The following is a 25670-nucleotide window of genomic DNA, read 5'->3' as shown; positions in this document are numbered from 1 at the left end:
ACGCCGCCCCTGACGCGGACGTTCCCCCGTCCTATATTGTGCCCAACGCGTACCCCTAATTCTCTCGAGAGCCAGTGCAGGTCTTGGAACTGATCATCATCGCCGGTCTCGCCGCCATCGTGCTCTACCAGCTCTATTCCGTGCTGGGGCGCCGGGTCGGCCGCCAACCCGAAGACCAGCCGGCCGCCGAGGTGGCCGCGGCCGCCCGCGCGCCGAAGCAGCCCCTGGAGGCGCCCGAGGAGGGCGTGGCGCTGACCGGCCTGGCGGCCGTCCGCGCCCAGGACCCCGGCTTCGAGGTGAACCGCTTCCTGCAAGGGGCCAAGGCGGCCTACGAGATGACCGTCCGGGCCTTCGCTTCGGGCGATCGCGAGACCCTGCGCCGGCTGCTCTCGCCGCAGGTGTTCGCCAGCTTCGACGCGGCCATCGCCGCGCGGGAAGCCGAGGGTCGTACCGAGAGCGTCGAGTTCCTGCACCAGCCGCGCGCGGATCTGGACCGGGCCGAGGTGCTGGGCGACCTGGCGCGGATGACCGTGCGCTTCCTGGCCGAATTCCGCAGCCGCTCCACCGGTCCCGAGGGCGAGGCCGTCGACGACCGCCGCACCGCCGAGCTGTGGACCTTCGAGCGCCGCCTGAAGAGCAAAGACCCCAACTGGACCCTGGTTCACGTGGACGCAGCGGAGGCTTAAGGCTTGCCGCTTCGTCCGGTCGGGGCGCTGGCGCTCGCCCTGCTGCTCGCCGCCTGCGCAAGTCCGCGCGGGCCCGCGCCTTTCGCGCCGCCGGGTCCGCCGCCATCCCCGCCGCCGCCCGCGCCGCCCGCCCCGCGGGTGCTGCCGCTGTCGGCCCTGCCCGGTTGGGCCCAGGACGACCACGCGGCCGCCTTCGCCGCCTTCCGCGACACCTGTCAGGTCAGCCGCGATCCGGCCATCGCCGCCGTCTGCCGCCAGGCCAAGGCCGGCCCGGCCCTCGGCCCCTCGGCCGCCCGCCAGTTCCTGGAAGCCCGTTTCCAGGCCGAGCGGATCGACGGCGAGGGCGTGCTGACGGCCTATTTCGCGCCCCGCTACGAGGCGCGCCGCACGCCCAGCGCCGAGTTCAGCGCTCCGGTGCGGCCCAAGCCCGCAGACCTCGTCACCGTCGACGGCGGCCGGCTCGACCCGGGCCAGGCCGGAAAGCCGGCGGTCGCCCGCCAGGCGGTCGGCGGTCTCGAGCCCTATCCTGACCGCACCGCCATCGAAGCCGCCCCCGTGGAGCGGGCGCTGGCCTGGATGCGGCCGGAGGAGCTCTTCCTGCTGCAGGTCCAGGGCTCGGGCGTGCTGGTGTTCGAGGACGGCCGGCGGATGAAGGCGCTCTACGCGGCCCACAACGGCCGGCCTTTCGTGGGCCTCGCCAACCCGATGCGCGAGCGGGGCCTGCTGCCGCCGGACGGCGCCTCGGCCGAGGCGATCCGCGCCTGGCTCGCGGCGAACCGCGGGCCGGCGGCGGACGAGCTGATGCGGCTCAACCCGCGCTACGTCTTCTTCAGCCTGGCGCCGGACGACGGGCGCGAGCCCGCCGGCGCCGCCAACGTGCCGCTGCCCCCCGGCCGGGCCATGGCGGTGGATCCGTCCCGCCACGCCATGGGCGATGTCTTCTACATCGACGCCGACGCGCCGATCCTCGCCGGGGCCTTCCCCGCCTACCGGCGGCTGGTCCTCGGCCTCGACGTGGGCGGAGCGATCAAGGGGGCGGTCCGCGGCGACCTCTACATCGGATCCGGCCCGGCGGCGGGCGTGGAGGCCGGCCGCGTCCGTCACCGCCTCAGGCTCTACCGGCTGCGGCCGAAGGTTGGCGGCGGGCCGTGAAACGGCCCCTGAGACCGGAGGAGCTGCGCCTCTGGGGCCTGGTCGCCTCGACCGTCCATCCGCTGCCGGGCCGGGCCGCACCCAAGCCGCCGCCCCAGGCCGATCCGCCGCCGCCTCCGGCGCCGAAGCTCACGCCTGGGTCGAAGGTGGTTGCGCCGCCGGCGCCGAAGCCCGTCCCGCACCGGACCGGCGCCGAGCCCATCGAGCCCGGCCGGCTGACCCGCATCGCCCGCGGCCGCGACCCGATCGGCGGGCGCATCGACCTGCATGGCCTCGACCAGGACCGCGCCCGCGCCGCACTGGAGGCGTTTCTCTTCCGCGCCTGGGACGAGGGCTATCGCTCGGTGCTGGTGATCACCGGCAAGGGCACGCTCGGCGACGGCGTCCTGCGGCGGCGCGCGCCGGAGTGGCTGGCCGACCCGCGCCTGGCCGGCGTCGTCGCCGGCATCGCCGAGGCCCACCGCCGCCACGGCGGGGAGGGGGCGATCTACGTGGCGCTGAAGCGCAAGCCGGCGAAGATCTAGGCCGCGTCCTTGAGGTGGGCCGGCGCCTCGCCGCGCCGATCCTCGGCCCGCCCATCGTCTGCCCGCCGCTCGCCGGTCCGACGATCGCCCTTGCGGCCGCGGAAGGCGGTCATCGCCTGCAGCAGGCTCGACAGCAGCAGGAAGAAGACGAGGTTCACCGCGCCGACGGTGGAGACGCCGGAGGAGGCGCTCGACAGGACCACCGGCACGCTGGCCAGGGCGATGCCGGAGAACAGCAGGCTCGCCACGTGCATCCGGCGGTCGCCGCGCGGCTTGAAGATGTAGGCGTAGACATAGGCGCCCGCGCAGGCGGCGGCGCCGGCGATCGCGACGATCTGGAGGACGGCGTTCATGGTCATTCTGATCACCTAGGTTTCGCCGCCCAGACTAGGGCCGCAGGGTTTGGGTCCCGTTAAGCGCCGGCGACGGCCGGCAGGGCGGTCTCGACGGTGACGGTGTGGGTCATCGGAAAGCGCGGCAGCATCGGCACGCCGATCTCGCGCTCGTAGACGCCGGTGAGCGTCGCGATCTTTCCCGCCGGTCCGGTCGCGATGCTCAGCGTGATCTCGACGTCGGGATCGGCCGTGTCCTGGAGCTGGGCCCGGACCCGGTTCTCGAGCTCGGTCTCGGTCAGCTTCGGGTTCAGCATCAGGTCCCGGGCGGCGGTCTCCATCGCGTAGCGGGTCGACGACAGGCAATGCTGCGTCCAGCCGAATTCGAAGATCCCCGCGACCATCACCGCGAACAGCGGCAGGACCAGCGCGAACTCGGCCGCGGTGGCCCCGCCGGCGTCGTCAAGCCAGCCGCGGAGCCGGTTAGCGGACACGGACGATCCGTTCCGCCGATTGGTGCGGGGTGAACATCGCCTCGGGCGAGGTGCCCGACGCGGTCATTCGCACATAGACCGACGGCGGGACGTTGCCGGTGCACATGTTGGTGCAGATGGTCACCGTCGTGCCGCAGCGGCAGATGCGCTCGCTGGTCACCAGCGCGTCGTCCGGGGCGTTGCGCCAGGCCTGGGTCGCGGTGGTCTTGGCGATGTCGTCGCTGGCGCCGCCGTTCATGTAGTACTCGGCGCCGACCTCGAGGGCCGCGCGCATGTCCTGCTGGCGGCTCGCCACGTCCCAGGCGGCGAAGGAGACCGCCGCCATGCCGCCGATGATCGGGGCGATGAAGGCCATTTCGACGATGGCCGCGCCGCGCTGGTCGCGCCAGAAGTTGATGAGCTTGCGCATCAGGGTCACTCCGTGAGCTTGACGAGTGAAAGGACAGGGATCGGCCGCACGCCGTAGTCTTCGCAGTCGGCTGAGATGGCGGTGCTGCCGGACCACTGGACCGTCCGCGAGACGATCTGGGTGCAGCCGTTGAGGCCCGAGAAGTTGCCGTTGTATTGGACGTCCCGGCTGGGGAAGTAGAGCGCCCCGGTCATCTTGGAGTCCGCGGTGCCGTTGAAGGTCACCGAGCCGGTGCTGGAGCGCCCGCCGAAGAACAGCACGCCGGCGTAGGGCGAGCCTGAACTGGGGGAGGGCGCCTTCAGGTCCACGGTGGCGTTGTTGTTGAAGTCCACCTTGGAGGACCCGTTCATGTAGAACGTCACGCCGTCGCCGGTGATCTTCGAGTTCGGCATGATCTTCAGCGTTCCGGAGATGTAGTAGACGCCCGGCGCCAGGGTGATCTCGCCGTCGAGGGTCAGCCCGTTGCAGAAGTTGACGTTCGGCGCGGGGGCGAAGTTCGCATTGCGGCAAGGGCCCGGCGGCACGGGCGGCGCCGTCAGGTCGGCGTAGGGGTCGGCGACGGGCGGGGCGTTCTCCACCGGAGCCTCGCACTCCGACATGGTCACGTTGCCGCTGTCGAGCACCCCGCCGACCGCGATGAGGCAGTCGGTGGAGACCACCGTCGCGCCCTGCACGGCCACCGCATCGCTGGCGATGGAATTGGCCATGACGCTGCAGCCGTTGAGGGTGACCTGGGCCGCGCCCTGGAACTGGGCCGCGCTGCCCTGGGTCGGGTGCAGGGCCAGCACGCAGGCGGTGCTGGCGTTGTTGAAGGCCGCCACCGCCCGGGTGGCGATCAGCACGGTGCCTTCGGCGAACAGCTTGGTGAAGAACCGCTCGCCGTTGAAGGTCAGCCGCACCTCCACCGCCTGGCCGCCGGTCGAGGGACCGGAGATCGGCGGGGCGTGGACCTCGATCGTCCCGGCGAGCGGATCGTAGCCGTTCTCCTGGGCCGTCTGAGTCGCGATGGTGGTGACCAGCGCCGCATCGGCTCCGGAGCGTCGCTCCATCGCCCCCGCATGGGCCGCGGTGTCGGCCGCGGCCTGCAGCTGCAGGCGCTTGTAGTACCAGTAGCTGGTCTCGACGCCGAGGCCGGCCGAGCCGACCACCAGGGGCAGGACCAGCGCGAACAGCACGGCCACGTTGCCGCCTTGGGCGCGGCCGAAACGGCGGGCCTCGGCGGGTTTGTGTCGGGATGCAGACGGATAGCGCATGCCGCCATCCTTGCGGGGGGCATGCTGAAACCGGCGATAAGCCCAATGGTTAACGGGCTACGCCGTGGCGCGGGGCGCCGATTCCGCGGTTCCAGGCGGGAATAGCGCCAATCCCTAAACGCGGACTGAACGGATGACCTTACCTGGAGCCGCGCAAGCTACGGGAATAACAACGTTTTTCGCGCCATCTACGGCTCCCGCCCGCACGTGCGCGTAAGGGACTCGCGCGCGTAGGGGCGCAGGCGCCTGAAGGGGCCCGGAGGTTAATTCCGAAGGGCGGAAAAACGCACGAACTGCGACAGCCTGCCGCAGTTTTTTACGATTCAGCGGCCTCGCGAGGCCTTCTCGTCGAGCCCCGAGCGGCCCTCGCGGGCCTCCAATTGGGCCGCCACGGCGTCCAGATCGACCCCCGATGCGGCCAGGACGACGAGCCAATGGTAGAGCAGATCCGCGCTTTCGGCGGTGAGCGCGGCGGGGTCGCGCTGCACGGCGGCGATGACCGTCTCCACCGCCTCCTCGCCGAGCTTCTTGGCGGCCCGGGCCGGATCGGCCAGCAGGCCGGCGGTGTAGGAGCTGGCCGGGTCCGCGCCCTTGCGGCTCTCGATCACGGCGGAGAGGCGCCCCAGCACCTCGGCGAGACGGCTCATGCGGCGGCTCCCGTCTGGCGGACGGCGACGCCGGCGGCGGCCATGGCGGCCTTGACCTCGCCGACCGACACCTCGCCGAAGTGGAAGATCGAGGCGGCGAGCACGGCGTCGGCGCCGCCGGTCTTCACCGCGTCGACCATGTGCTGGGCGTTGCCGGCCCCGCCCGAGGCGATCACGGGCACGCCGACGGCGCTGGACACCGCCTTCAGCAGCTCCAGATCGTAGCCGATCTTGGCCCCGTCGCGATCCATGGAGGTCAGCAGGATCTCGCCCGCGCCGTGCTTCACGGCGTCGACCGCGTAGTCCACCACGTCCAGACCGGTGTCGTTGCGCCCGCCGTAGGTGAACACGTTCCACCCGCCGGCCGAGGTCCGCTTGGCGTCGATCGCCACCACCGTCGCCTGCGAGCCGAAGGCGTCGGCGATCTCGGAGACGACCTTGCGCTTCTCGACCGCGGCGGTGTTGACGCTGACCTTGTCGGCGCCGGCCAGCAGCAGCCGGCGGGCGTCCTCCACGCTGCGCACGCCGCCGCCCACCGACAGCGGCATGAAGCAGACGTCGGCGGTGCGGCGGACCACGTCCAGGATGGTGTCGCGCCGCTCGTGGCTGGCGGTGATGTCGAGGAACATCAGCTCGTCGGCGCCGGCCGCATCGTAGGCCCGCGCCTGTTCGACCGGATCGCCCGCGTCGCGCAGCGAGACGAACTGGACGCCCTTCACCACCCGGCCATCCTTCACGTCGAGGCAGGGGATGACCCGGACCTTCAGCATCAGGCGGCGGCCCTCAGGGCCTCGTCGGCGGTGATGGCGCCGGTGTAGAGCGCCCTGCCGAGGACCGCGCCGGCGATCGGCCGCCCCTTGCGCGCCTTCAGCTTCTCGATGTCCTTGACCGAGGCCAGGCCGCCGGCGGCGATCACCGGGATCGAGACCGCGTCGGCCATGGCCCCGAACACCTCGACGTTGAAGCCCATCAGGGCCCCGTCGCGGTCGATGTCGGTGACGATCAGGGCGCCGACCCCGGCGTCCTCGAACTGGCGGGCGACGGTGACGGCGTCGAGGTCGGAGTCCTCGGTCCACCCCTGGACCGCGACCTTGCCGGCCCGCACGTCGACGCTGACGGCGATCTGTTCGGGGAACCGGCGCGCGGCCTCGTGCACGATCTCCGGCTCGCGCACCGCCACCGTGCCGAGGATCACGCGCGAGACGCCGGCCTCGATCCACCGCTCGATGTCGTCCAGCGAGCGGATCCCGCCGCCCAGCTGCACCGGGATGGAGACCGCGCCGAGGATGGCCTTCACCGCCTCGGCGTTGACCGCCCGGCCTTCGACGGCCCCGTTCAGGTCCACCACGTGGATCCAGTGGAAGCCGGCGTCGGCGAAGGCGCGGCCCTGATCGGCCGGCGAGGTGTTGAACACCGTCGCCTTGCCCAGGTCCCCGTGCAGCACGCGCACGCAGACGCCGTCCTTCAGGTCGATGGCCGGGTAGAGGATCACGGTCGCCACTCCAGGAAACGGGCGAGCAAGGCCAGGCCGGCGGCCTGCGACTTCTCGGGGTGGAATTGGACGCCGGCCACGTTGTCCCGCTGGACGGCGGCGGCGAAACGCTCGCCGTGCTCGGCCCAGGCGGTGACGTCGGACTCGTCGTCGGGCGCGAAGGCGAAGGAGTGGGTGAAGTACATCGGCTCGCCCTCGGCCTCGCCGAGCACGCCGCCGGGGCGGGCGATCGCCAGGTCGTTCCAGCCCATGTGCGGCACCTTCAGATGCGGGTCCCCCGGCTCCAGCCGGCGCACGTCGCCGCCGATCCAGTTCAGCCCCGGCGTCTCGCCGAACTCGAGGCCGCGGGTGGCCAGCAGCTGCATGCCGACGCAGACGCCCAGGAAGGGCGCGCCACGTTTTTGTACCGCTTCGCTCATGGCTTCGGTCAGGCCCGGCCGGGCGGCCAGCGCCTCCATGCAGGCGGCGAAGGCGCCGACGCCGGGCAGGACGATCCGGTCGGCGCGCGCGACCTTGTCCGGATCGGAGGTGACGTCGATCCGGCCGCCGATGGCCGAGCTATCCGCGGCTCTCACCAGCGCTTTTTCGGCCGAGCGGAGATTGCCCGACCCGTAGTCGATCAGGGCGACGCTCTGCATCTTGGATTTATCCTTCAGAGCACGCCCTTGGTGGAAGGGGCATGGCCGTGGGTCTTCGGATCGAGTTCGACGGCGGTGCGCAGCGCCCGCGCCAGGGCCTTGAAGCCGCTCTCGGCGATGTGGTGGGTGTTGTCCCCGTAGAGCGTCTCCAGATGCACGCAGGCGCCCGCGTTCATCGCGAACGCGTGGTGGAACTCCTTGAAGAGCTCGGTGTCCATGTCGCCGACCTTCGGGCGCGCGAAGGCCACCTTCCAGATCAGGTAGGGCCGATTGGAGAGGTCGATGGCGCAGCGCGTCAGCGTCTCGTCCATGGGGATGTAGGCGTGGCCGAACCGGCGGATTCCCTTGAACCCGTCCAGCGCCTTCAGCACCGCCTGGCCCAGCACGATGCCGGTGTCCTCGACGGTGTGGTGCATGTCGATGTGCAGGTCGCCCTTGGTGTCGACCTTCAGGTCGATGCCGCCGTGACGGGCGAAGCTTTCCAGCATGTGGTCGAAGAAGCCGATGCCGGTGGAGATCTCCGAACGGCCGGAGCCGTCCAGGTCCAGCTCCACCCGGATCTGGGTCTCCTTGGTCTCGCGGACGACCTCAGCCGTGCGGGCCATGGCGGTTCAAAGTCCTTCGCGGGCGGCCAGGTCCTTCAAGGGAACCTGAGGCCGCGGGCCATAATGCGAGATCACCTCGGCCGCCGCGAGCGAACCCAGCCGCGCGCAAGCGTCGAGCGGCCGGCCCCCCGCCAGGCCGAACATGAATCCCGCGGCGTATTGATCGCCCGCGCCGGTCGTGTCCACGACTTTTTCCACCGGCGCGGCCGGAACCGCATAGGTCTCGGCCGCCGTGACGGCCACCGAGCCCTTCTCCGAGCGGGTGACGGCGGCGATCTTCACCCGGCCGCGCAGGCGCGAGACCGCCTCCTCGAAATCGTCGGTCCGGAACAGCGACTTGGCCTCTTCCTCGTTGGCGAACAACAGGTCGACGCCCTCGTCGATGAAGGCCAGCAGGTCGTCGCGGTGCCGCTCGACGACGAACGGATCGGACAGGGTCATGGCGATCATGCGGCCGGCCGCCTGGCCGATCTTCGCCACCTCCTCGAAGGCCCGCCGAGCCGCCTCGGCGTCGAACAGATAGCCCTCCAGGTAGACGATCTTGGAGGCTTCGATCAGCGGCCGGTCGATATCGGCGGGCGAGAAGTGGGTGGAGGCGCCCAGGAAGGTGCACATGGTGCGCTGGCCGTCCGGGGTGACGTTGATCAGGCTGCGCGCCGTAGCCGGGCCGCCGGTCAGCGGGGCGGTGTCGAAGGCCGCGCCGATCGCCCGCATGTCGTGGGCGAACACCTCGCCCAGCTGGTCGGGCGCCACCTTGCCCAGGAAGGCCGCCTTGCCGCCGAAGCTCGCCACGCCGGCGACGGTGTTGCCGGCCGAGCCGCCCGAGGTCTCGATCCCCGGCGCCATGTCGGCGTAGAGGGCCGTCGCCTGGGCCTCGTCGATGAGGTTCATCGCGCCCTTGGTGAAGCCGTGCTTCTCGACGAAGCCTTCTTCGGCCGGCGCGATCACGTCGACGATCGCATTGCCGATCGCGGTCACGTCGTAGAGCTCGGGCATCAAAGGTCTCGCGCGGGCAGGGGAGGGGGCTCGCCTAGCCTGAAACCCGTCGCGGGGCAACGCGGCGGGGTGCGCCGCTCAGAGCAGGAAGGTCCCGTCGTCCGGCTCCGGCGGCCGCGTGGCCGGCTCGGCGGCCCCCTCGACCGGGGCCGAGCCGCGCAGGCTGGCGGCGAGGAAGCCGCTGACCTCGGCGCCGGAAATCAGCACCTCGCCGTCCGCCTGGCCGTCGCCATCCAGGTCCATGCCGACCCGGAAGCCGGGCAGCGGGCCCGGCGCGGTGAAGCCGGGGGGCGGGGCCACGCCATCCAGGATGTCGGCCTCGGGCCGGGCGGTGACCACCACGGCCGGGCGGCCCTCGCCGGCCAGGGCGTCGCCCTGGCTGGGCGTGAAATCGAGGACCCGGCCAAGCACCTGCGTCCCATCGCCGGCCGGCCTGTAGGTGAACACGAACCGGTCGGCGCCCGGCCCGCCGAGGGCGACCGCCTGGGCGTCGAGCGCCAGCCGGTCGTCGCCGGCTCCGCCGACCAGCCAGTCGAACTGGCCCTGCGGCGCGCCGCCGCCGGCCAGGGTGTCGTCGCCGGCGCCGCCGAACAATGCCTCCGCCGCATCCGTGCCGGTGATCTCGTCGTCCCCGTCGCCGCCGATCAGGCGGGAAAGGGCGGGGCCGTCCGGCTCGGCGGCCGCGTCGGCCGCGACGGCGGCCGCTTCCACCGGCTGAGCCTGGGCCGGCTTGCTCTCGGGGGCCGGCGGCGGCGACTGGGCGGCGCGGGCCGGCGCAGCCTCCTCGGTCTCGTAGAGCGCCATGGGGGCCAGCTTCTTGGCGCCGCTCGAGGGCCTGGCCGCGTCCTCCTGGCCGGCCCGGGCCTGGATCGAGGCGTCCGTCTCCGCGCTGGCGGCCGGCGTGACGTCGCTAGGCGCAGCCTCGGACAGGGGCGCGGCGAGCGGCAGGTCGGCGGCCGGCTCGGCGAACGGTTCGAGCTCGGCCTCGATCAGCACGGCGGCGACGACCAGGGCGCTCAGGATGTGCGTCTGGCGGACGTGGGCGTCTATGGGCACGACCTCGGCCAGGGCCGGCGCCGGCGTCTCGCCCCAGGCCTCGCCCAGCGCCCGCTCGACCGCGGCCCACAACGTCGAGCCGGTCTCCAGCACATCCTGAGCGATGTGGTGGACGATGAACCGGCCGCCGATCCGCGCGATGTGGACCAGCACCTCCTGGTCCTCGCCGGTGACGGCGCACCAGGGCTCGCCCTGGTCGCTGCGGCCGAACACCACCTCCAGGTCCAGCGACCCGGTCCCCAGCTTGTCAGCGAGCTGCTGCAGCCGCGCCTTCTCCCCGGCGCTCCAGTCGAGCCGGCCGACCAGGCGGCTGATGAAGGGGATGATGTCGCCCATCGGCTTGCTCTACGCCCCTTGCGCCCTGGCCGCCGGCGCCTCGTCGCCGAACAGCAGGCGGTAGAGCTCCGGCTCGTAGAGCCTGAGCAACGCCCGGGCGAATTCGCCGGGGTCCAGCCCCAGCGCTTCGGCCCAGGCGGCCTGGGACTCGATCGGCACCCGGCCCACCCCGCTCTCCACCTGTGAGACGAAGGTGTAGTAGCGCAGGCCCACCCGTTCGGCGACCTCGGCCTGCGTCAGCCCCGCCGTCTCGCGCGCGGATTTCAGCCAGCGGCCGGCCTCGCGCCGCAGGCTCTTGGTTTCGGCCGCCCGCTTGGGGTCGGGTGTCGGCCTAGGCATGGGTCCGCCGGACCACGTGCGATCCCTCTTGTCGGCTCTGCAGCAGCGATGTACAGTTCTTACGCAACAAGTAAATCCACAACGTGGAACGGCTCGTGCTTGCAGAACATAGCGTCCCTCCGGGGGCCTCGCACGCAAAATCGCCGCCGCCCGTGGGAGGGTCGGGTCACCTCGCCGAGGCTGGAGAGCGCGCCGCTGGCGTGGGCTTCGGCGAACACCCTCCTGATCGCCCCCAGGTTCGGCTTCTCCCTGGACAGCCGAACGCCCCCCGACTGGGCGATCGCCCGCCGCCGCGACTGTTCCTCCCCCCGTCGCGGCGGCGGGTCCCTCTTTTTTCAGGATTGAGCGCCCCCATGACCCTCACCATCGCCTGGAGCGCCTTGCTGGCGGCCGGCGCGCTCGGCGCCCTTATGGCGGTGAGCCTCAAGCAGGCCGCCGGCTTCACCGATCCGCTATGGACGACCGTGTCCCTCGGCACGGCCGCCGCCCTCATCCTGCTGCTGGGCGTCTCCCTGCAGGTGCTGCCCGCCGGCACCGTCTTCTCGGCCTGGAGCGGGGTCGCCGCCGTGCTCGCCGTCGCCGCCGGCGCCCTGGTCATGGGCGAACGGCTGGATTCCGAGCGCGCCTTCTGGATCGGCCTGATCGTCCTCGGCGTGCTGGGATTGCGCTACGATGGGCTGCTTTGACGGCCAGCCGACCTCCTGCCGGAGTCGAACATGGAACTGCTCGAAGAGCTTCTCCAGGTGGAGCGCAGGCTCTGGACCAACGACGCCGACGTCTACCGGGACAACCTGCTGCCCGAGGCCCAGCTCGTCTTCATGGAGACCGGGGTGATCTTCCGTGACGTGGCCGTCGAGGCCATCCGCGCCGAGAACGCGGAGGGCCGCCGCTGGGCCGAGGTGGACATCACTGAGGCGAGCGCCCGGCGGCTGACCGAGGACGTGGCCGTCCTGACCTACAAGGTCGCCGCCCGCTGGAACTACGAGACCGTTCCGGGTTGCTGGCTGGCCAGCAGCGTCTATGTGGCCCGCGAAGGCCGCTGGCGCCTGGGGCTGCACCAGCAGTCGGCGCTTTCCGCGGGGCCCGCCTGAGGCGCTATGCTGCGCTGCATGGACTGCAGCATCGTCGACATCTCCACCCTCACCGAGGCCCAGCGCGCCGAGGCGGCCCGGATCCTGCGCGAGGCCCTCCCCTGGACCGATTTCGCCGAGCCGGGTGCGGCGGAGGCCGAGGTCGCGCTCACCGTCGCCGACGAGGACCGCAGCGGCCTGGCCGCGCTCGATGGGGAGCGGGTGCTGGGCTGGATCGGCGTGATCGAGACCTATTCCCACGCCTGGGAGCTGCACCCGCTGGCCGTGGACCCGCCGCACCAGCGGCGCGGGATCGGCGGGCGCCTGGTGGCGGCGCTGGAGGAGCGGGTGCGGGCGGCGGGGGTCATCACCCTCTACCTCGGCACGGACGACGAGACGGACGGCACCAACCTCTACGGCCGCGAGCTCTTCCCGGACGTCCTGAAGGCTGCGGCCGAGCTCGCGCCGACGAACGGCCACGCCTTCACCTTCTACCGGCGGCACGGCTACGAAGTGGTCGGCGTGATGCCGCACGCGAACGGTTTCGGCCGGCCGGACATCTTCATGGCCAAACGGATCGGATAGGATCGCCGCCGTGAGTGCGAAACGGGGTGTTGGATGATCAAGCGGCGCATCGGCGCGCTGGCGGCGGCGCTGGTCCTGGGCCTGACCGGCGCCGGGGCGGGGCAGGCGCTGGCCGCGCCTCCGGTCTGGACCCATGAGGCGAGCGATCTCTCGCCCCACCCGCGGGCGACCTTCGGGCGGCTGCCCAACGGCTTCCGCTATGTGATCCTGCCGAACACCAGCCCGGCCAAGGGCGCCTCGCTGCGCCTGCGCCTTGACGTGGGCTCGCTGCACGAGGCCGACAACGAGCGGGGCCTGGCCCACTTCCTCGAGCACATGGCCTTCGCCGGCTCGAAGAACGTGCCGCCCGGCGAGCTCTTCCGCTCCCTGGAGCGGATCGGGGTGCGCAAGGGCGACGGGGTCAACGCCTTCACCAGCTCGACCCAGACCACCTACAACATGGACCTGCCGCTGGCCGACGAGGCCAGCCTCGACATCGCCCTGAAGTTGATGCGCGAGGTCGGCGCCCTGACCCTCGATCCCAAGGCCATCGACGCCGAACGGCTGGTGGTGCTGAACGAGAAGCGGCTGCGCGAAGGTCCGATGACGCAGCTGACCGTCGACCAGTTCGCCTACTGGTTTCCGGGACGGCGGGCCGGCGACCGCCTGCCGATCGGCACCGAGGAGGTGATCCGCACCGCCCCCTACGAGCGGATCCGCGACTTCTACCGCCGCTACTACCGGCCGGACCGGGCCGTCCTGGTGATCGTCGGCGACATCGAGCCGGCCAAGGTGGAGGCCAAGGTCCGGGCCCTGTTCGCCGACTGGCAGGCCGAGGGGCCCGCCGGCGAGGAGCCGGAGCTCGGCGCGCCCGGCGCCCGCAAGGCCACGGCGAAGGTCTTCGTCGAAGGCGCCCTGCCGCCGCGCGTCTCGCTGGCCTGGATGCGGCCGTACGATCCCTCGCCCCAGACGATGGGCTCGATCCGCGCGATGATCGCCGAATACCTGGGTCTGGCGGTGCTGAACCGGCGCCTGGAGCGGCAGGCCTCGGGCGCCTCGCCGCCATTCACGGCCGCGCTGGCCCAGCGCGAGGACGCCCTGCGCTCGGGCCGGATGACGGTGATGCAGGCCAGCGCCCCGGCCGACGGGCGCGCCGCGCTGCAGGCGCTGATCCTGGCCCAGCGCCAGCTCCTGGAGCACGGGGTGAGCCAGGCCGAGCTGCAGGTGGAGATCGCCGACTGGCGCGCCCGGCTGCAGAACCGCGCCTACGGCACCGTCACCGAACCCAGCGGCCGGCTGGCCGACGAGATCCTCCAGACCCTGGAGGAGAACGGCGTCTTCACCTCGTCCGAGCAGGACATCGTGATCTTCGACGAGGCGGTGAAGGGCATGAAGCCGGCCGATGTGGAGGCCGCCCTGCGCAGCGCCTTCTCGGGCGAGGGGCCGCTGGTGACGGTGGTCACGCCCTTCTCGGTCGAGGGCGGCGAGGAGACCGTGCTGGCGGCCGTTCACGAAGCCCAGATCCGCCCCGTCGCCCCGCCCTCGGTGCAGGCCAAGGCGTGGGCCTACAAGAGCTTCGGCCAGCCGGGAAAGGTCGCAACCCAGCGCAAGATCGAGGACCTGGAGGCGACCCTCGTCACCTTCGCCAACGGCGTGCGGCTGACGGTCAAGCCGACCAAGTTCCGCACCGGCCAGGTGCTGGTCGGCGTGCGGATCGGCGAGGGCCGGCTGGCGCTGCCGGCCGACCGCTCGAGCCCCGACTGGGCGGCCACCGCCTTCGTGCTCGGCGGCCTGAAGGCGATGAGCTACGACGACGTCACCCTGGCGCTGGCCGGCAAGGTCTGGTCGGTCTCGCCGTCGATCACCGACAACGCCTTCCGCCTGGACGGCAGCACCCGGCCCGAGGACTTCGAGACCCAGCTGCAGCTGATGGCCGCCTATGTGGCCGACCCGGGCTGGCGGGCCGAGGCCTTCGAGCGGGTCCGCAGCCAGCTCGGCGTCAACATCTCGCGGATGGACGGCACCCCCGGCGGCATCCTGCAGCGCCAGGTCCGCACGCTGATGCGCAGCGGCGACCGGCGCTGGGCCCAGCCCACGGCCGTCGAGATCCGCGCGGCCAGGCTGGACGAGCTGAAGGCGGCGCTCGGGCCGCAGCTCGCCTCGGGCGAACTGGAGGTCACCGTCGTCGGCGACGTCACCGCCGAGGAGGCCATCGCCGCGGTGGGCCGAACCTTCGGCGCCCTGCCGCCCCGGGCCAAGCCTGCCAACGGGACGACGCTGGCCAAGGGCCCCACCTTCCCGGGCAAGCCGCCAACGCCGATCAAGCTGCAGCACTACGGCCGCGCCGACCAGAGCCTGGCGCTGACCGCCTGGCCGCTCCCCGACTTCTTCGCCGACCCGCAGGGGGCGCGCACCATGCGGGTCCTGGAGCAGGTGATCGCGCTGCGCCTGTTCGACCGCCTGCGCGGCGAGCAGGGCCTGGCCTACGCCACCGAGACCGAGATGCTGAGTTCGGAGGTGTTCTCCGGCTACGGCTACCTGATGGCCATGGCCGAGGTGAAGCCGCAGGACGGGGACAAGGTGTTCGCCGGCATCTCCGCCATCGTCGCCGACCTGCGCGCCCGGGAGATCACCGCCGACGAGCTGGAGCGGGCCAAGCGGCCCCGGGTGGAGGAGTACGCCGCCGGTCGCCAGACCAACGCCTACTGGCTGGCGGCGCTGGCCGGGGTGCACGAGGACCCCCGCCGCATCGAGTCCGCCCGCACCCTGCTGCCGCAGATCCAGGCGGTGACCCCCGCGGACCTGCGCGCCGCGGCCCAGCGCTACCTCACCGAAGAGAAGGCCTGGAAGGCGCACATCGTGCCGGTCGGGCAGAACCAGACGGCGGCCGTGCTCTAGGCCGCCGCGGCGGCGAGGTTGCCTTCGCCGCCCGTCAGGCGTGTGATGCCTCCAACCATAAGGAGGATGCGCCCGATGCCTTACGTGCAAGACCGCCTGGTGCACGACGCCGACTCGCACCTGATGGAGCTGCCGGACGTCCTGGATCCCTATTTCGAGAAGCGGCTGCTGGCGCGCTACCACGCGCTGCCGATCTACCGGCACAAGCTCGGCAAGGCGGGCTGGACCGACAAGGTCAGGGAACAGCAGGCCGATCCCGAGTTCCGCGCCGGGGCCGACGAGAACATCCTGCTGCGCAAGAACTACCAGGCGCTGGGCGCCTTCACGCCGGACGATCGGCCGCGGGCGCTGGACCTCCTGGGCTTCGCGAGCCAGCTGGTCTTCACCACCTTCTGCCTGAACAATTTCGGCCTCGACCAGAGCGAGGACCTGGAGCTCGCCTACGCGGCGGCCAGCGCCCACAACCGGATGATGACCGACTTCTGCAAGGTCGACCGGCGCCTGCTGCCCACCGGCTACGTGCCGCTGGAGGATTTCGAGCTGGCGGCGAAGACGGCCCGCGAGGCCATCGCGCTCGGCTGCAAGGCGCTGATGATCCCCTCCAAGCCGCCGCAGAACCACTCGCCCAGCCACATCGCCCTCGATCCGGTCTGGCGCATGGCCGAGGAGGCGGGCCTGCCGATCGTGCTGCACGTGGGCGGCGAGGAGAAGCTGAACGCGGCCTACTTCGAAAACGGCCTGCCCCGGGTGAAGGACTTCCACGGCGGCGAGGAGAATTTCACCTCGCTGTCCTTCATGGCCATCCCGCAGGCGCCGATGAAGACGCTGGCGGCGCTGGTCATCGACGGGGTGTTCGACCGGTTCCCGAACCTGAAGTTCGGCGCCATCGAGCTGGGCGCGGCCTGGGTCCCGAGCTGGATGCGGTTCCTCGACAGCGCCGCCCAGGCGTTCGTGAAGAACGAGGAGCGGCTGCAGAAGCTCTCCGACAGGCCCTCCAACATCGTCCGCCGTCAGCTGCGCGTGACCCCCTATCCGCACGAGGACGTGGGCTGGATCATCGCCAACGCCGGCGAGGAGGTCTGCCTGTTCTCTTCCGACTACCCGCACGTGGAGGGCGGCCGAAACCCGCTCAAGCGCTTCGACGACTCCCTGCAGGACACGCCGGAGCGGGCGGTGCGGCGGTTCTACGCCGAGAACTTCATCGACCTGATGGGTGCGGGGCTGGCGGAGGACCTGTGCTATCCGAAGCGGCTGGAAGTGGCGTGATCCTCCTCTCCCCCGAGGCGCAGCCCGAGGGGAGGGTAGGGAGAGGGGCGAAGCTGAGTTGGGCGCCTCTCCAGATGGTTGATCCAGGGGACGCGGCGGCGCCGCGCCTTCTCGGACCCACCCCTGCGCCGCGACACGGCTGCTCCACCCCTCTCCTTGATCCTCTCCCCCCGCGCTTCGCGTCGGGGAGAGGAGAAAACGAAAAACGCGGCGCCCTCCCCGGACGCCGCGTCTTCGTGACAGGGCCGCGGGTGCGGCCGATGTCGGGGGTACGCCCTACTTCAGGTGCGCCGCCAGGTGCTTGTTCATCTCGAACATGGACACGCGGTCCTTGCCGCCGAACACCGGCTTCAGCTTGGCGTCGGCCACGATCTCGCGCTTGTTCTGCGGGTTCTGCAGGTTGTTCTTCTTGATGTAGTCCCAGATCTTGGAGACCACTTCGCCCCGGGTCACCTGGCCGCTGCCGATCACGGCCTGCAGCTCGGCGGAGGGTTGCAGCGGCTGCTGCAGCGCGTTGGGCTTCTTCTTCGTCTCTGCCATTTTAGTCGCCAGCTCCCAATGAGGCACGCGCCCCCGGCCCTCAGCCGCCGGTGAGTCGCTTGAGCGTCACGCTACGTCGTCTGTTGCGGGGCTGTCACCTGGGGAAACGCGCCTTTTGACGCGAAGAAAGCGCCATTACGCCGCAGAGGCGACTTTTCTGCGTCGGCGAGGCGACGCTACGGCGCCGCTTGCGCCCGCCCCGACGAACAGGTGGCGCGAGGGGCAGAGGTCGGCCACCGGGCATTCCTCGCACTTGGGCCGGCGCGCCACGCAGGTGTAGCGGCCGTGCAGGATCAGCCAGTGATGGGCCCGGGAGAGATAGGGCGCCGGGACCTTGCCCATCAGTTCGGCCTCGACCTGGTCCGGCGTCTTGCCGCTCGACAGCCCCAGCCGGTGGGCGACGCGGAAGACGTGGGTGTCGACGGCGATGGCCGGCTCGATCCCCAGTTCGTTCAGCACCACGCTGGCGGTCTTGCGCCCGACCCCCGGAAGCGCCTGCAGCGCCTCACGGGTCAGCGGCACCTGGCCGCCATACTGCTCCACCAGGATGCGCGAGAGGGCGACGACGTTCTTCGCCTTGGTGCGGAACAGGCCGATGGAGGCGATGTAGGGGATCACCCCCTCCTCGCCGAGCGCCAGCATGGCCTGCGGCGTCGGAGCGTCGGCGAACAGCTTCTCGGTGGCCTTGTTGACCGACTTGTCGGTGGCCTGGGCCGACAGCGCGACGGCGACCACAAGGGTGAACGGGTCGCGGTACTCGAGCTCGGTGCGGGGATCGTCGGAGAGCGCCTTGAAGCGTTCGAAGATCTCGGCGATGCGCGCCTGTTCGGCGGGCGTCAGCCGTTTGGCGGGGGCGGGTCTGGCCATGAGGCGGACACACTTGCCCTGTTCGAGGGCCTTCGCCAAGGCGCGGAGGCGGGCTAACATTCCGCGCGCCACAGGATCGCGAGGGCCGCCATGGACCGGCTGCTCTACATGGACGCCGAGATCATCCCGAACCGCAGCCTTTCGCAGCGCGGCTTCGTGATCCTCATCAGCCTGGTCACCTTCTTCAACGTGCTCGCGGCCGCCGTCTTCCTCTCGCTGGGGGCGCACCTGGTGCCGCTGTTCCTGGGGCTGGACGTGGCCGCCATCGCGGTCGCCTTCCTGGTCAGCTACGCGGCCGCGCGGCGGATCGAGCGGGTGCAGGTCAGCGCCGCCGAGATCCGGGTGACCCACGAGACGCCGAGGTGGCGCCAACTCGTCTGGTCCTCCCCCACCGCCTTCACCCGGGTCAGCCTGGAGGTCGAGGCCGAGATCCCCGTCGCCCTGCGCCTGCGCCTCTCCGGCCGCGAAGTCGCCGTCGCCCAGGCCCTCAGCCCCCGCGAACGCGCCGAGTTCGCCCGGGCGCTCGAGACCGCGATCTGGCGGGCGAAGAACGAGCGGCTCTAGACCTCTCCCCCGCTTGCCGGGGGGGAGAGGGTTGGGTGAGGGGGGCCTCGGTGCGCCTCAGGCGTTCGCGCTGTCCCACAGCCGCAACCTCCCTCACCCTACCCTCTCCCTCCGCTTGCGGAGGGAGAGGTCTGAACCGCTTCCCGCAGGCGCGCGAGCCGGGTGGCGTCGGCCGGGTGGGTCGAGAGCACCTCGGGCACGTTGGGCTGGCCCTTGGCTTCGGCGATGCGGCGCTCCCAGAAGGCGACGGCGGCCCTGGGCTCGTGGCCGGCCTTCTCCATCAGGGTGAGGCCGAGGACATCGGCCTCCAGCTCGTGCTTGCGCGAGTAGGGCAGGATGACGCCGTACATGGCGCCCATGCCGAGCGCGCCGGCGATCTCGTCGGCGTTCTCGCCGGCCTGCTCCGACAGCAGGATCTGCGCCAGGCTGACGCCGGCCTGGACGGCCAGCTGCTGGGAGACCCGCTCGGCGGCGTGGCGGGCGACCACGTGGCCGGCCTCGTGGCCCATCACGGCGGCCAGCTCGTCGTCGGAGCGAACTGCGTCGAGCAGGCCCCGGAACACCGCCACCTTGCCGTTCGGCAGCACGAAGGCGTTGACGTCCGGGCTGTCGAACACCGCATAGCCCCAGTCGAGGTCGGTCCGTCCCGTGGCCTTGGCGATCCCGGCGCCGACGCGGCCGACGCGGGCCTGGGCCTCGGGATCGCGCAGCAGCGGGGTCTTGCCGCGCAGGTCGCTCCAGGCCTGGTCGGCGAGGCCGGCCAGCTGGCCGTCGTCGACGAGGATCAGCTGGTTGCGCCCGGTCTCGACGTTTTCGCTGCAGGCGGCCAGCGGGACCGCGGCCAGGGCGCCGAGCAGCCAGCGTCGGGAGGGGCAGGCGCGGCACATCGCTAGAGGATGAAGCGCGACAGGTCGGCGTTCTGGGCGAGCTCGCCGACGCGGCTCTTCACGTAGGCCGCGTCCACCGTCACCGTCTCGCCGGAGCGGTCGGCGGCGGTGAAGCTCACCTCCTCCAGCACCTTCTCCATCACCGTCTGCAGGCGGCGGGCGCCGATGTTCTCCACCGCCCCGTTCACCTGCACGGCCGCGTCCGCCATGGCGTCGATGGCATCCTCGGTGAAGGCCAGGGTGACGCCCTCGGTGGCCAGCAGCGCCTGGTTCTGGACGATCAGGTTGGCCTCCGGCTCGGTCAGGATGCGCCGGAAGTCGTCGCGGGTCAGCGCCTTCAGCTCCACCCGGATCGGCAGCCGGCCCTGCAGCTCCGGCAGCAGGTCCGAAGGCTTGGCCACGTGGAAGGCGCCCGAGGCGATGAACAGGATGTGGTCGGTCTTCACCGGCCCGTACTTCGTCGCGACGGTGGTGCCCTCGATCAGCGGCAACAGGTCCCGCTGCACCCCCTCGCGGGAGACGTCGGCGCCCGCCCGGTCGGAGCGGCTGGCCACCTTGTCGATCTCGTCCAGGAAGACGATGCCCTGGTTCTCTGCCAGCTCCAGGGCCTCCTGGGTCAGGGCCTCCTGGTCCAGCAGCTTGTCGCTCTCCTCGGCGATCAGCGGCGCCCAGGCCCCGACGACGGTGGTCTTGTGGGTCTTGGTCCGGCCGGCGAAGGCCTTGCCGAACATGTCGCCGAGATTGAGCATGCCCATCGAGGCGCCCGGCTGGCCGGGGATCTCCAGCGCCTGGAAGGGCGAGCCGGTGTCGGCCAGCTGCAGCTCCACCTCCTTGTCGTCGAGCTCGCCGGCCCGCAGCTTGCGGCGGAAGGCCTCGCGGGCGGCGGTGGAGCCGGGGCCGGTCAGGGCGTCGAGGATGCGCTCCTCGGCGGCGGCCTCGGCCCGGGCGCGGACGGCGGCCCGGCGCTTGTCGCGCACCATGCCGATGGCGCTCTCGACCAGGTCGCGGACGATCTGGTCCACGTCGCGGCCGACGTAGCCGACCTCGGTGAACTTGGTGGCCTCGACCTTCAGGAAGGGCGCCTGGGCCAGGCGCGCCAGCCGGCGGGCGATCTCGGTCTTGCCGACGCCGGTGGGGCCGATCATCAGGATGTTCTTCGGCGTCACCTCGTCGCGCAGCACATCCGGCACCCGCCGGCGGCGCCAGCGGTTGCGCAGGGCCACGGCCACGGCGCGTTTGGCCTCGGGGTGGCCGACGATGTAGCGGTCGAGCTCGGAGACGATCTCGCGGGGGGAAAACTCGGTCATAGTTCCTTGTCAGGCGCTCGCGGGCTTGCCGGCGGGCAGGGGCTGCAGCTGGTCGTAGACGATGCGCCAGCCGGCCTGGCCCTTGCGCCAGATGCGCACGTAGTGGCCCCTGGCCTCGGCGGCGTCCTTGGTCCAGCGCGCTTCGCCGTAGGTGAAGGCCAGGTCGCCGGCCTTGGAGGCCTGGCCGCCCAGCGCCTTGAAGGCGATGGCTGCGGGCCGGGTCCCCAGCTCGCGCTCGCGCTCCGGCGCGCTGTCGGCCGGCGGGGCCGGCGAGCCCTGGATGCGGGCGTCGTCGGCCAGCACGGCGAGGTAGGCGGACTTCAGGTCCTTCTGGGCGGCGGCGGCGAGCCTGGTCTCGGCCTCGCCGACCTCCTTCATGGCCTTGGCGGCCGAGCCTGCGGCGGCCGGGGCGTCGGCCAGGGGCCGCGGCTTGGTGGTCGGCGGCGGCGGCACATGCGGGCCCGAGCCGCCGGCCCCGCCGTCGTAGATCCACTTCCAGCCGCCGCCCGGCTGCTTCTTCCAGACGGTGAAGTAGTAGCCGCCGTGCTTTCCCGAGACGGTGTAAGGCCCGGCGGTGAAGCCGAGGTCGCCCGAGCGGGCCAGCCCCGCCCAGACCGGCCACCAGTAGAGGGCCGGGCCGCCCTTGTCCGGCGCGGCCTTCAGGGTCGCGTGGGCGTTCACCGGCCCCGGCTGCATGATGATGGCGTCGGGCGCCGAGTGCTTCAGGAACGAGGCCTTGTAGCCCAGCGTCAGGCCGTCGGCGGCGAAGGCGCGCTCGGCCGCGATGACCGGGGCCGGGTCGGCGGCCAGGGCCGGCGCGGCGGCGAGCGTGATGCCCGCGATCAGCGCGGCCTCAGAGGGCCTCAACGGTCAGCTCCCCGTTGGTGTAGACGCAGATCTCGGCGGCGATGGCCATCGCCTTGCGGGCGATCTGCTCGGCGTCCGCGTCGGTGTCGATCAGCGCCCGGGCCGCGGCCAGGGCGAAGTTGCCGCCCGAGCCGATGGCGGCGACGCCGCGCTCCGGCTCCAGCACGTCGCCCGCGCCGGTCACCGTGTAGATGGCGTCCTTGTCGGCCACCAGCAGCATGGCCTCCAGCCGGCGGAGCACCCGGTCGGTGCGCCAGTCCTTGGCCAGGTCGACGCAGGCGCGGGCCAGCTGGTCGGGATACTGCTCGAGCTTGGCTTCCAGCCGCTCGATGAGGGTGAAGGCGTCGGCGGTGGCGCCGGCGAAGCCCGCGATCACCTTGCCGCCGGCCAGCCGCCGCACCTTGCGGGCCGCGGCCTTGACCACCGTCTGGCCCATGGACACCTGCCCATCGCCGGCGATGACGGTGCGGCCCCCTTTGCGCACGGCCAAGATGGTGGTCCCATGCCAGTCGGGGAAGGCGGCGTTCGACATCGTCGCGGATGTGGCGAGGCAGGAAGGCAAGGTCAAGGCGGTGGCGTTTTCCGACGAGGAGGTTGAGCGCTACGCGCGCCACCTGGTGCTGCGCGAGATCGGCGGCCCCGGCCAGCAGAAGCTGAAGGCCGCCAGCGCCCTGGTCGTCGGGGCCGGCGGCCTGGGCGCGCCGGCCACCCTCTACCTGGCCGCGGCCGGGATCGGCCGCATCGTGCTGGTCGACCCCGACGTCGTCGACCGCTCCAACCTCCAGCGCCAGGTGCTCTACGCCGAGGGCGAGGTGGGCCGGCCGAAGGTCGAGACCGCCGCCCAGCGACTCGCGGCCCTCAACCCCCACACCCACGTCGAGCCGGTCCGCGCCCTGCTGGACGCCGCCAACGCCCGCGAACTGGTCCGCGGCGTCGACCTGGTGCTCGACGGCACCGACGACTTTTCCACCCGCTTCGCCGTCAACGCGGCCTGCGTGGCCGAGGGCAGGACCCTGGTCTCCGGCGCCATCGGCCGCTGGACGGGCCAGATCGGCGTCTACGCGGGCCGGCCCTGCTACCGCTGCCTGGTGCCCGAGATCCCGCCGGATGCGGAGACCTGCTCGGCCGTCGGGGTGGTGGGGGCGCTGGCCGGCGTCATCGGCTCGATGATGGCGCTGGAGGCGGTGAAGCTGATCACCGGGGCCGGCGAGCCGCTGCTCGGCCGCCTTCTGCTCTACGACGGCCTGTCGGCGGAGACCCGGACGGTGCGGATCGGTGCGGACCCGGAGTGCGAGGTCTGCGGAACAACAAATGAGAGAACGCCGATCAACTAACGGTGATCGGCGACCTATTAACCCTGTTTTCGGTTGGGGGCGCCGCGGGGCCGCAGGATCCCGCGCGCGCCGCCATGGGAGCGGCGCGCCAAGACCTCTGGGAGACCGCCGATGGCCACCTCGTTCACCTTCTACGGAGTCGTTGAGAGCGTTGATCCGACCAGCACGCCGAACTTCCAGTACGAAGCGGGCGACAAGGTCCAGGCCCACCTCACGCTGACCGGCGATCTCGAGGACGCCTGGGAAGAGGCCGTCGAGGACGAGAGCTCGATCTTCACGCGCAACGACGACGACATCGCCCTGACGTTCGACGGCCGGTCGATGTTCATCACCGACGACTTCTTCCTCCGCAGCAACGGCACCGACCTGTCGATCGTGGAAGCCGCCTTCATCGGGGCGCACATCGATTTCGACGAGGAGCCGCTCGAGCCCCCCGGGTCCCTGTTCTTCCGCGTCAACCAGTTCGGCAGCGGCGGCGCGCGGCTCATCGAGGAGGAGGGCAACGGCGCCGAAAGCGGCCTGCGGTACGGCGCGGCCGACATCTCCGGGGCCTGGATCCCGGACGAAATCGACCCGAACCTGATCTACGGCACGGACGCGGGCCAGGTGCTGAAGTCCAAGGGCGAGGTCTCGATGATCTGGGGCATGGGCGGCAACGACACCATCCAGGGCTCGAACAGCACCTACGCCTGGGGCGGGGCCGGGAACGACTCGCTGCGGGGCAGCGGCGAGGAGGACCAGATGTGGGGCGGCGTCGGGAACGACACCGTGGCCGGGCGCGGCGGCGCCGACATGCTGAACGGGCTGGGCGGCAATGACCTGGTCCAGGGCGGCGACGGCGAAGACACCCTGATGGGCGGGCAGGGCGACGACTCGCTCAACGGGAACGCCGAGGACGACCGGCTGGAGGGCGGCGCCGGCGCCGACACCCTGCGCGGCGAGGGCGGCGACGACACGCTGATCGGCGGCGGCCAGGGCGCCGACAGCCTGGACGGCGGCTCGGGCGACGACCTCCTGCAGGGCGCAAACCTGCGTGGCGGCGGCGGCCACGACACCTTCCAGTTCTTCGTCGAGTTCGAGCCGACGGTGGTGCACGACTTCCAGAACGGCACGGACCAGCTCGAGGGGGTGGGCGTGCCCTTAGGCGTCGACGTGCTGAGCCTGGCGACCCAGGTCGGGGCCGACGTGCAGTTCACCTACAACGGCCTGACCTTCCTCACGTTGAAGAACATCCTGGTCAGTCAACTCGACGACAGCGACTTCGTCGACTGAGTCTCCTCCCCCGAGGCGGCGGGTCCATCGGAATCAACTGTAGGCGATGATGGACCCGCTGAAGTCGCCTCCGGTCGAGTCTCCACGCCCGCGCGGCGCGGGGGTCCGACAAGCTCGACCCCGACGCAACCTGCGGCGGGATACGGCGGCGACTTCGTCTTCTGGCCGGCAGGCGGGCCGCCGCTACAGCATCGCCGGGATCACCCGGTCGGGCGGGCGGTGGCCGTCCATCCAGGTCTTGATGTTGATGATCACCTTCTCGCCCATGTCGATGCGGCCCTCGACCGTGGCCGAGCTCATGTGGGGCAGGAGGACGGTGTTGGGGGCGGCGAGCAGCTCGGGCTTGATCTCCGGCTCCCGCTCGAAGACGTCCAGGCCGGCGCCGGCGATCTTGCCGTCGGTGAGCAGCTGGGCGAGCGCGCTTTCGTCGATGATCTCGCCCCGGGCGGTGTTGATCACGATGGCGTGGGGCTGCAGCAGCTTCAGCCGCCGCGCTGAGAGCAGGTGGTAGGTCGCCGGGGTGTGCGGCGAGTGGACGGTGACGATGTCTACTCGGGCTAGCATCTGGTCCAGGCTGTCCCAGTAGGTGGCGCCCAGCTCGTCGGCGATGAGGTGCGAGACCGGTTTTCGGTTGTGGTAGTGGATCTGCAGGCCGAAGGCTCGCGCCCGGCGGGCCACCGCCTGGCCGATCCGGCCCATGCCGATGATCCCCAGCCGCTTGCCGGTGATTCGCCGGCCCAGCATCCAGGTCGGCGACCAGCCGGAGAAGCCGCCCTCGCGCAGGATGTTGGCCCCCTCCACCACCCGGCGCAGCACGGCCATCATCAGGGTCATGGTCAGGTCGGCGGTGTCCTCGGTCAGCACGCCGGGGGTGTTGGTGACGGTGATCCCCTTCGCGTTGGCCGCGGCCACGTCGATGTGGTCGACGCCGGCCCCGAAGTTGGCGATCAGCTTCAGCTGAGGCCCGGCCGCCGCGAGGACGTCGGCGTCCAGCCGGTCGGTGATGGTCGGGGCCAGGACGTCGGCGCGCTGCAGCGCCTGCGCCAGCGCGTCGCGGCTCAGGGGCTCGTCGCTGAGGTTAAGTTCGGCGTCGAACAGCTCGCGCATGCGCGTCTCCACCGGGTCGGGGAGCTTGCGCGTGACGATGACTTTCGGCTTGCGGGCGGCCATGAGCGGGTACGAAAAGGGGGTTTCCTGGGGCGCGGCTGTAGGCGCGATTTTGCGCGCTTCTAGCAAAGCCCCCCTCGGCGGCCAAGGCGAGCACGGATTGATCGA

The 25670-nt window shown here is 71.5% G+C and carries 30 protein-coding genes; 11 read left to right on the top strand and 19 right to left on the bottom strand.

The window, feature by feature from the left end; translation table 11 throughout:
- Positions 1 to 74: 74 nt before the first annotated feature.
- The 3 genes from timA to ACFSC0_RS07605 are packed head-to-tail and all read left to right on the top strand — an operon-like array spanning position 75 to position 2362.
- Positions 75 to 686, top strand: coding sequence for a TIM44-related membrane protein TimA (gene timA / locus ACFSC0_RS07615; RefSeq protein WP_377284402.1), 612 nt, complete (start codon positions 75 to 77; stop codon positions 684 to 686).
- Positions 687 to 689: 3 nt separating this feature from the next.
- On the top strand, positions 690 to 1838 hold the full coding sequence (locus ACFSC0_RS07610; protein WP_377284401.1) for an MltA domain-containing protein: 1149 nt from the start codon (positions 690 to 692) through the stop codon (positions 1836 to 1838).
- On the top strand, positions 1835 to 2362 hold the full coding sequence (locus tag ACFSC0_RS07605) for a Smr/MutS family protein (RefSeq protein WP_377284400.1): 528 nt from the start codon (positions 1835 to 1837) through the stop codon (positions 2360 to 2362). The genes ACFSC0_RS07610 and ACFSC0_RS07605 overlap by 4 nt, the downstream gene beginning before the upstream one ends.
- Here the strand turns inward: ACFSC0_RS07605 and ACFSC0_RS07600 are convergent.
- The 12 genes from ACFSC0_RS07600 to ACFSC0_RS07545 form a co-directional block, all read right to left on the bottom strand.
- Complete coding sequence (locus tag ACFSC0_RS07600; protein ID WP_377284399.1) at positions 2359 to 2721, bottom strand: hypothetical protein; 363 nt, start codon at positions 2719 to 2721, stop codon at positions 2359 to 2361. The genes ACFSC0_RS07605 and ACFSC0_RS07600 overlap by 4 nt on opposite strands.
- A 53-nt stretch (positions 2722 to 2774) precedes the next feature.
- Complete coding sequence (locus tag ACFSC0_RS07595) at positions 2775 to 3188, bottom strand: TadE/TadG family type IV pilus assembly protein (RefSeq protein ID WP_377284398.1); 414 nt, start codon at positions 3186 to 3188, stop codon at positions 2775 to 2777.
- Positions 3178 to 3597 (bottom strand): TadE/TadG family type IV pilus assembly protein, encoded by a 420-nt coding sequence (locus tag ACFSC0_RS07590; protein ID WP_377284397.1) that lies wholly within the window; start codon positions 3595 to 3597, stop codon positions 3178 to 3180. The genes ACFSC0_RS07595 and ACFSC0_RS07590 overlap by 11 nt, the downstream gene beginning before the upstream one ends.
- Before the next feature lie 5 nt (positions 3598 to 3602).
- Positions 3603 to 4850: a pilus assembly protein TadG-related protein gene (locus tag ACFSC0_RS07585; RefSeq protein WP_377284396.1), complete on the bottom strand. Its 1248-nt coding sequence runs from the start codon at positions 4848 to 4850 to the stop codon at positions 3603 to 3605.
- A gap of 323 nt (positions 4851 to 5173) precedes the next feature.
- Positions 5174 to 5497, bottom strand: coding sequence for a phosphoribosyl-ATP diphosphatase (locus ACFSC0_RS07580; protein WP_377284395.1), 324 nt, complete (start codon positions 5495 to 5497; stop codon positions 5174 to 5176).
- Positions 5494 to 6267: an imidazole glycerol phosphate synthase subunit HisF gene (gene hisF / locus ACFSC0_RS07575; protein WP_377284394.1), complete on the bottom strand. Its 774-nt coding sequence runs from the start codon at positions 6265 to 6267 to the stop codon at positions 5494 to 5496. The genes ACFSC0_RS07580 and hisF overlap by 4 nt, the downstream gene beginning before the upstream one ends.
- On the bottom strand, positions 6267 to 6989 hold the full coding sequence (gene hisA, locus ACFSC0_RS07570; RefSeq protein ID WP_377284393.1) for a 1-(5-phosphoribosyl)-5-[(5-phosphoribosylamino)methylideneamino]imidazole-4-carboxamide isomerase: 723 nt from the start codon (positions 6987 to 6989) through the stop codon (positions 6267 to 6269). Before hisA ends, hisF begins: the two co-directional genes overlap by 1 nt.
- Entirely contained in the window at positions 6986 to 7627 is a 642-nt protein-coding gene (hisH, locus tag ACFSC0_RS07565; protein ID WP_377284392.1) for an imidazole glycerol phosphate synthase subunit HisH, read from the bottom strand. The genes hisA and hisH overlap by 4 nt, the downstream gene beginning before the upstream one ends.
- Positions 7628 to 7641: 14 nt before the next feature.
- Positions 7642 to 8232 (bottom strand): imidazoleglycerol-phosphate dehydratase HisB, encoded by a 591-nt coding sequence (hisB, locus tag ACFSC0_RS07560; RefSeq protein WP_377284391.1) that lies wholly within the window; start codon positions 8230 to 8232, stop codon positions 7642 to 7644.
- Between the two features lie 6 nt (positions 8233 to 8238).
- The gene (locus tag ACFSC0_RS07555) at positions 8239 to 9228 is read right to left on the bottom strand and encodes an adenosine kinase (protein ID WP_377284390.1); all 990 of its coding nucleotides are present in this window, start codon (positions 9226 to 9228) and stop codon (positions 8239 to 8241) included.
- 78 nt (positions 9229 to 9306) lie between these two features.
- Positions 9307 to 10620, bottom strand: coding sequence for a calcium-binding protein (locus tag ACFSC0_RS07550; RefSeq protein ID WP_377284389.1), 1314 nt, complete (start codon positions 10618 to 10620; stop codon positions 9307 to 9309).
- Positions 10621 to 10629: 9 nt separating this feature from the next.
- Entirely contained in the window at positions 10630 to 10959 is a 330-nt protein-coding gene (locus ACFSC0_RS07545) for a helix-turn-helix domain-containing protein (RefSeq protein WP_377284388.1), read from the bottom strand.
- Positions 10960 to 11312: 353 nt separating this feature from the next.
- On the opposite strand from ACFSC0_RS07545, the gene ACFSC0_RS07540 reads away from it, so the two are divergent.
- The 5 genes from ACFSC0_RS07540 (at position 11313) to ACFSC0_RS07520 (ending at position 16757) form a co-directional block, all read left to right on the top strand.
- Entirely contained in the window at positions 11313 to 11645 is a 333-nt protein-coding gene (locus ACFSC0_RS07540; protein WP_377284387.1) for a DMT family transporter, read from the top strand.
- Positions 11646 to 11675: 30 nt separating this feature from the next.
- Positions 11676 to 12050, top strand: coding sequence for a nuclear transport factor 2 family protein (locus ACFSC0_RS07535; RefSeq protein ID WP_377284386.1), 375 nt, complete (start codon positions 11676 to 11678; stop codon positions 12048 to 12050).
- A gap of 18 nt (positions 12051 to 12068) precedes the next feature.
- Positions 12069 to 12614 carry a GNAT family N-acetyltransferase gene (locus ACFSC0_RS07530; protein ID WP_377284385.1) on the top strand — a complete coding sequence of 182 codons (546 nt, stop codon included), beginning with the start codon at positions 12069 to 12071 and terminating at the stop codon, positions 12612 to 12614.
- 33 nt (positions 12615 to 12647) lie between these two features.
- Positions 12648 to 15491, top strand: coding sequence for a M16 family metallopeptidase (locus ACFSC0_RS07525; RefSeq protein ID WP_377284384.1), 2844 nt, complete (start codon positions 12648 to 12650; stop codon positions 15489 to 15491).
- Between the two features lie 75 nt (positions 15492 to 15566).
- Entirely contained in the window at positions 15567 to 16757 is a 1191-nt protein-coding gene (locus ACFSC0_RS07520; protein WP_377284383.1) for an amidohydrolase family protein, read from the top strand.
- Between the two features lie 276 nt (positions 16758 to 17033).
- Here the strand turns inward: ACFSC0_RS07520 and ACFSC0_RS07515 are convergent, their stop codons facing one another.
- Both ACFSC0_RS07515 and nth read right to left on the bottom strand, forming a co-directional pair.
- Positions 17034 to 17297, bottom strand: coding sequence for an SWIB/MDM2 domain-containing protein (locus ACFSC0_RS07515; protein ID WP_377284382.1), 264 nt, complete (start codon positions 17295 to 17297; stop codon positions 17034 to 17036).
- Between the two features lie 135 nt (positions 17298 to 17432).
- Positions 17433 to 18164 carry an endonuclease III gene (nth, locus tag ACFSC0_RS07510; protein WP_377284381.1) on the bottom strand — a complete coding sequence of 244 codons (732 nt, stop codon included), beginning with the start codon at positions 18162 to 18164 and terminating at the stop codon, positions 17433 to 17435.
- Positions 18165 to 18254: 90 nt separating this feature from the next.
- On the opposite strand from nth, the gene ACFSC0_RS07505 reads away from it, so the two are divergent.
- Positions 18255 to 18728 carry a DUF2244 domain-containing protein gene (locus tag ACFSC0_RS07505; protein WP_377284380.1) on the top strand — a complete coding sequence of 158 codons (474 nt, stop codon included), beginning with the start codon at positions 18255 to 18257 and terminating at the stop codon, positions 18726 to 18728.
- Positions 18729 to 18826: 98 nt separating this feature from the next.
- Here ACFSC0_RS07505 and ACFSC0_RS07500 read toward each other — a convergent pair whose 3' ends face one another.
- The 4 genes from ACFSC0_RS07500 to hslV are packed head-to-tail and all read right to left on the bottom strand — an operon-like array spanning position 18827 to position 22357.
- Positions 18827 to 19615: a M48 family metallopeptidase gene (locus ACFSC0_RS07500; protein WP_377284379.1), complete on the bottom strand. Its 789-nt coding sequence runs from the start codon at positions 19613 to 19615 to the stop codon at positions 18827 to 18829.
- A gap of 2 nt (positions 19616 to 19617) precedes the next feature.
- Positions 19618 to 20922, bottom strand: a complete 1305-nt coding sequence (hslU, locus tag ACFSC0_RS07495; protein ID WP_377284378.1) for an ATP-dependent protease ATPase subunit HslU — start codon at positions 20920 to 20922, stop codon at positions 19618 to 19620.
- Positions 20923 to 20931: 9 nt separating this feature from the next.
- On the bottom strand, positions 20932 to 21789 hold the full coding sequence (locus ACFSC0_RS07490; protein ID WP_377284377.1) for a DUF4440 domain-containing protein: 858 nt from the start codon (positions 21787 to 21789) through the stop codon (positions 20932 to 20934).
- Positions 21776 to 22357 carry an ATP-dependent protease subunit HslV gene (gene hslV / locus ACFSC0_RS07485; RefSeq protein ID WP_377284376.1) on the bottom strand — a complete coding sequence of 194 codons (582 nt, stop codon included), beginning with the start codon at positions 22355 to 22357 and terminating at the stop codon, positions 21776 to 21778. Before hslV ends, ACFSC0_RS07490 begins: the two co-directional genes overlap by 14 nt.
- Before the next feature lie 4 nt (positions 22358 to 22361).
- Here hslV and ACFSC0_RS07480 point away from each other — a divergent pair, with 4 nt between their 5' ends.
- Positions 22362 to 23123, top strand: coding sequence for a HesA/MoeB/ThiF family protein (locus tag ACFSC0_RS07480; RefSeq protein ID WP_377284375.1), 762 nt, complete (start codon positions 22362 to 22364; stop codon positions 23121 to 23123).
- 111 nt (positions 23124 to 23234) lie between these two features.
- Positions 23235 to 24395 carry a calcium-binding protein gene (locus ACFSC0_RS07475; RefSeq protein WP_377284374.1) on the top strand — a complete coding sequence of 387 codons (1161 nt, stop codon included), beginning with the start codon at positions 23235 to 23237 and terminating at the stop codon, positions 24393 to 24395.
- Positions 24396 to 24578: 183 nt separating this feature from the next.
- Here the strand turns inward: ACFSC0_RS07475 and ACFSC0_RS07470 are convergent, their stop codons facing one another.
- Positions 24579 to 25565, bottom strand: a complete 987-nt coding sequence (locus ACFSC0_RS07470; RefSeq protein ID WP_377284373.1) for a 2-hydroxyacid dehydrogenase — start codon at positions 25563 to 25565, stop codon at positions 24579 to 24581.
- Positions 25566 to 25670: the final 105 nt, after the last annotated feature.

Origin of the sequence: Phenylobacterium terrae (assembly GCF_042681205.1) — a bacterium.
Lineage (GTDB): Bacteria > Pseudomonadota > Alphaproteobacteria > Caulobacterales > Caulobacteraceae > Phenylobacterium > Phenylobacterium terrae.
This window is presented reverse-complemented; position numbering and strand designations above follow the sequence as displayed.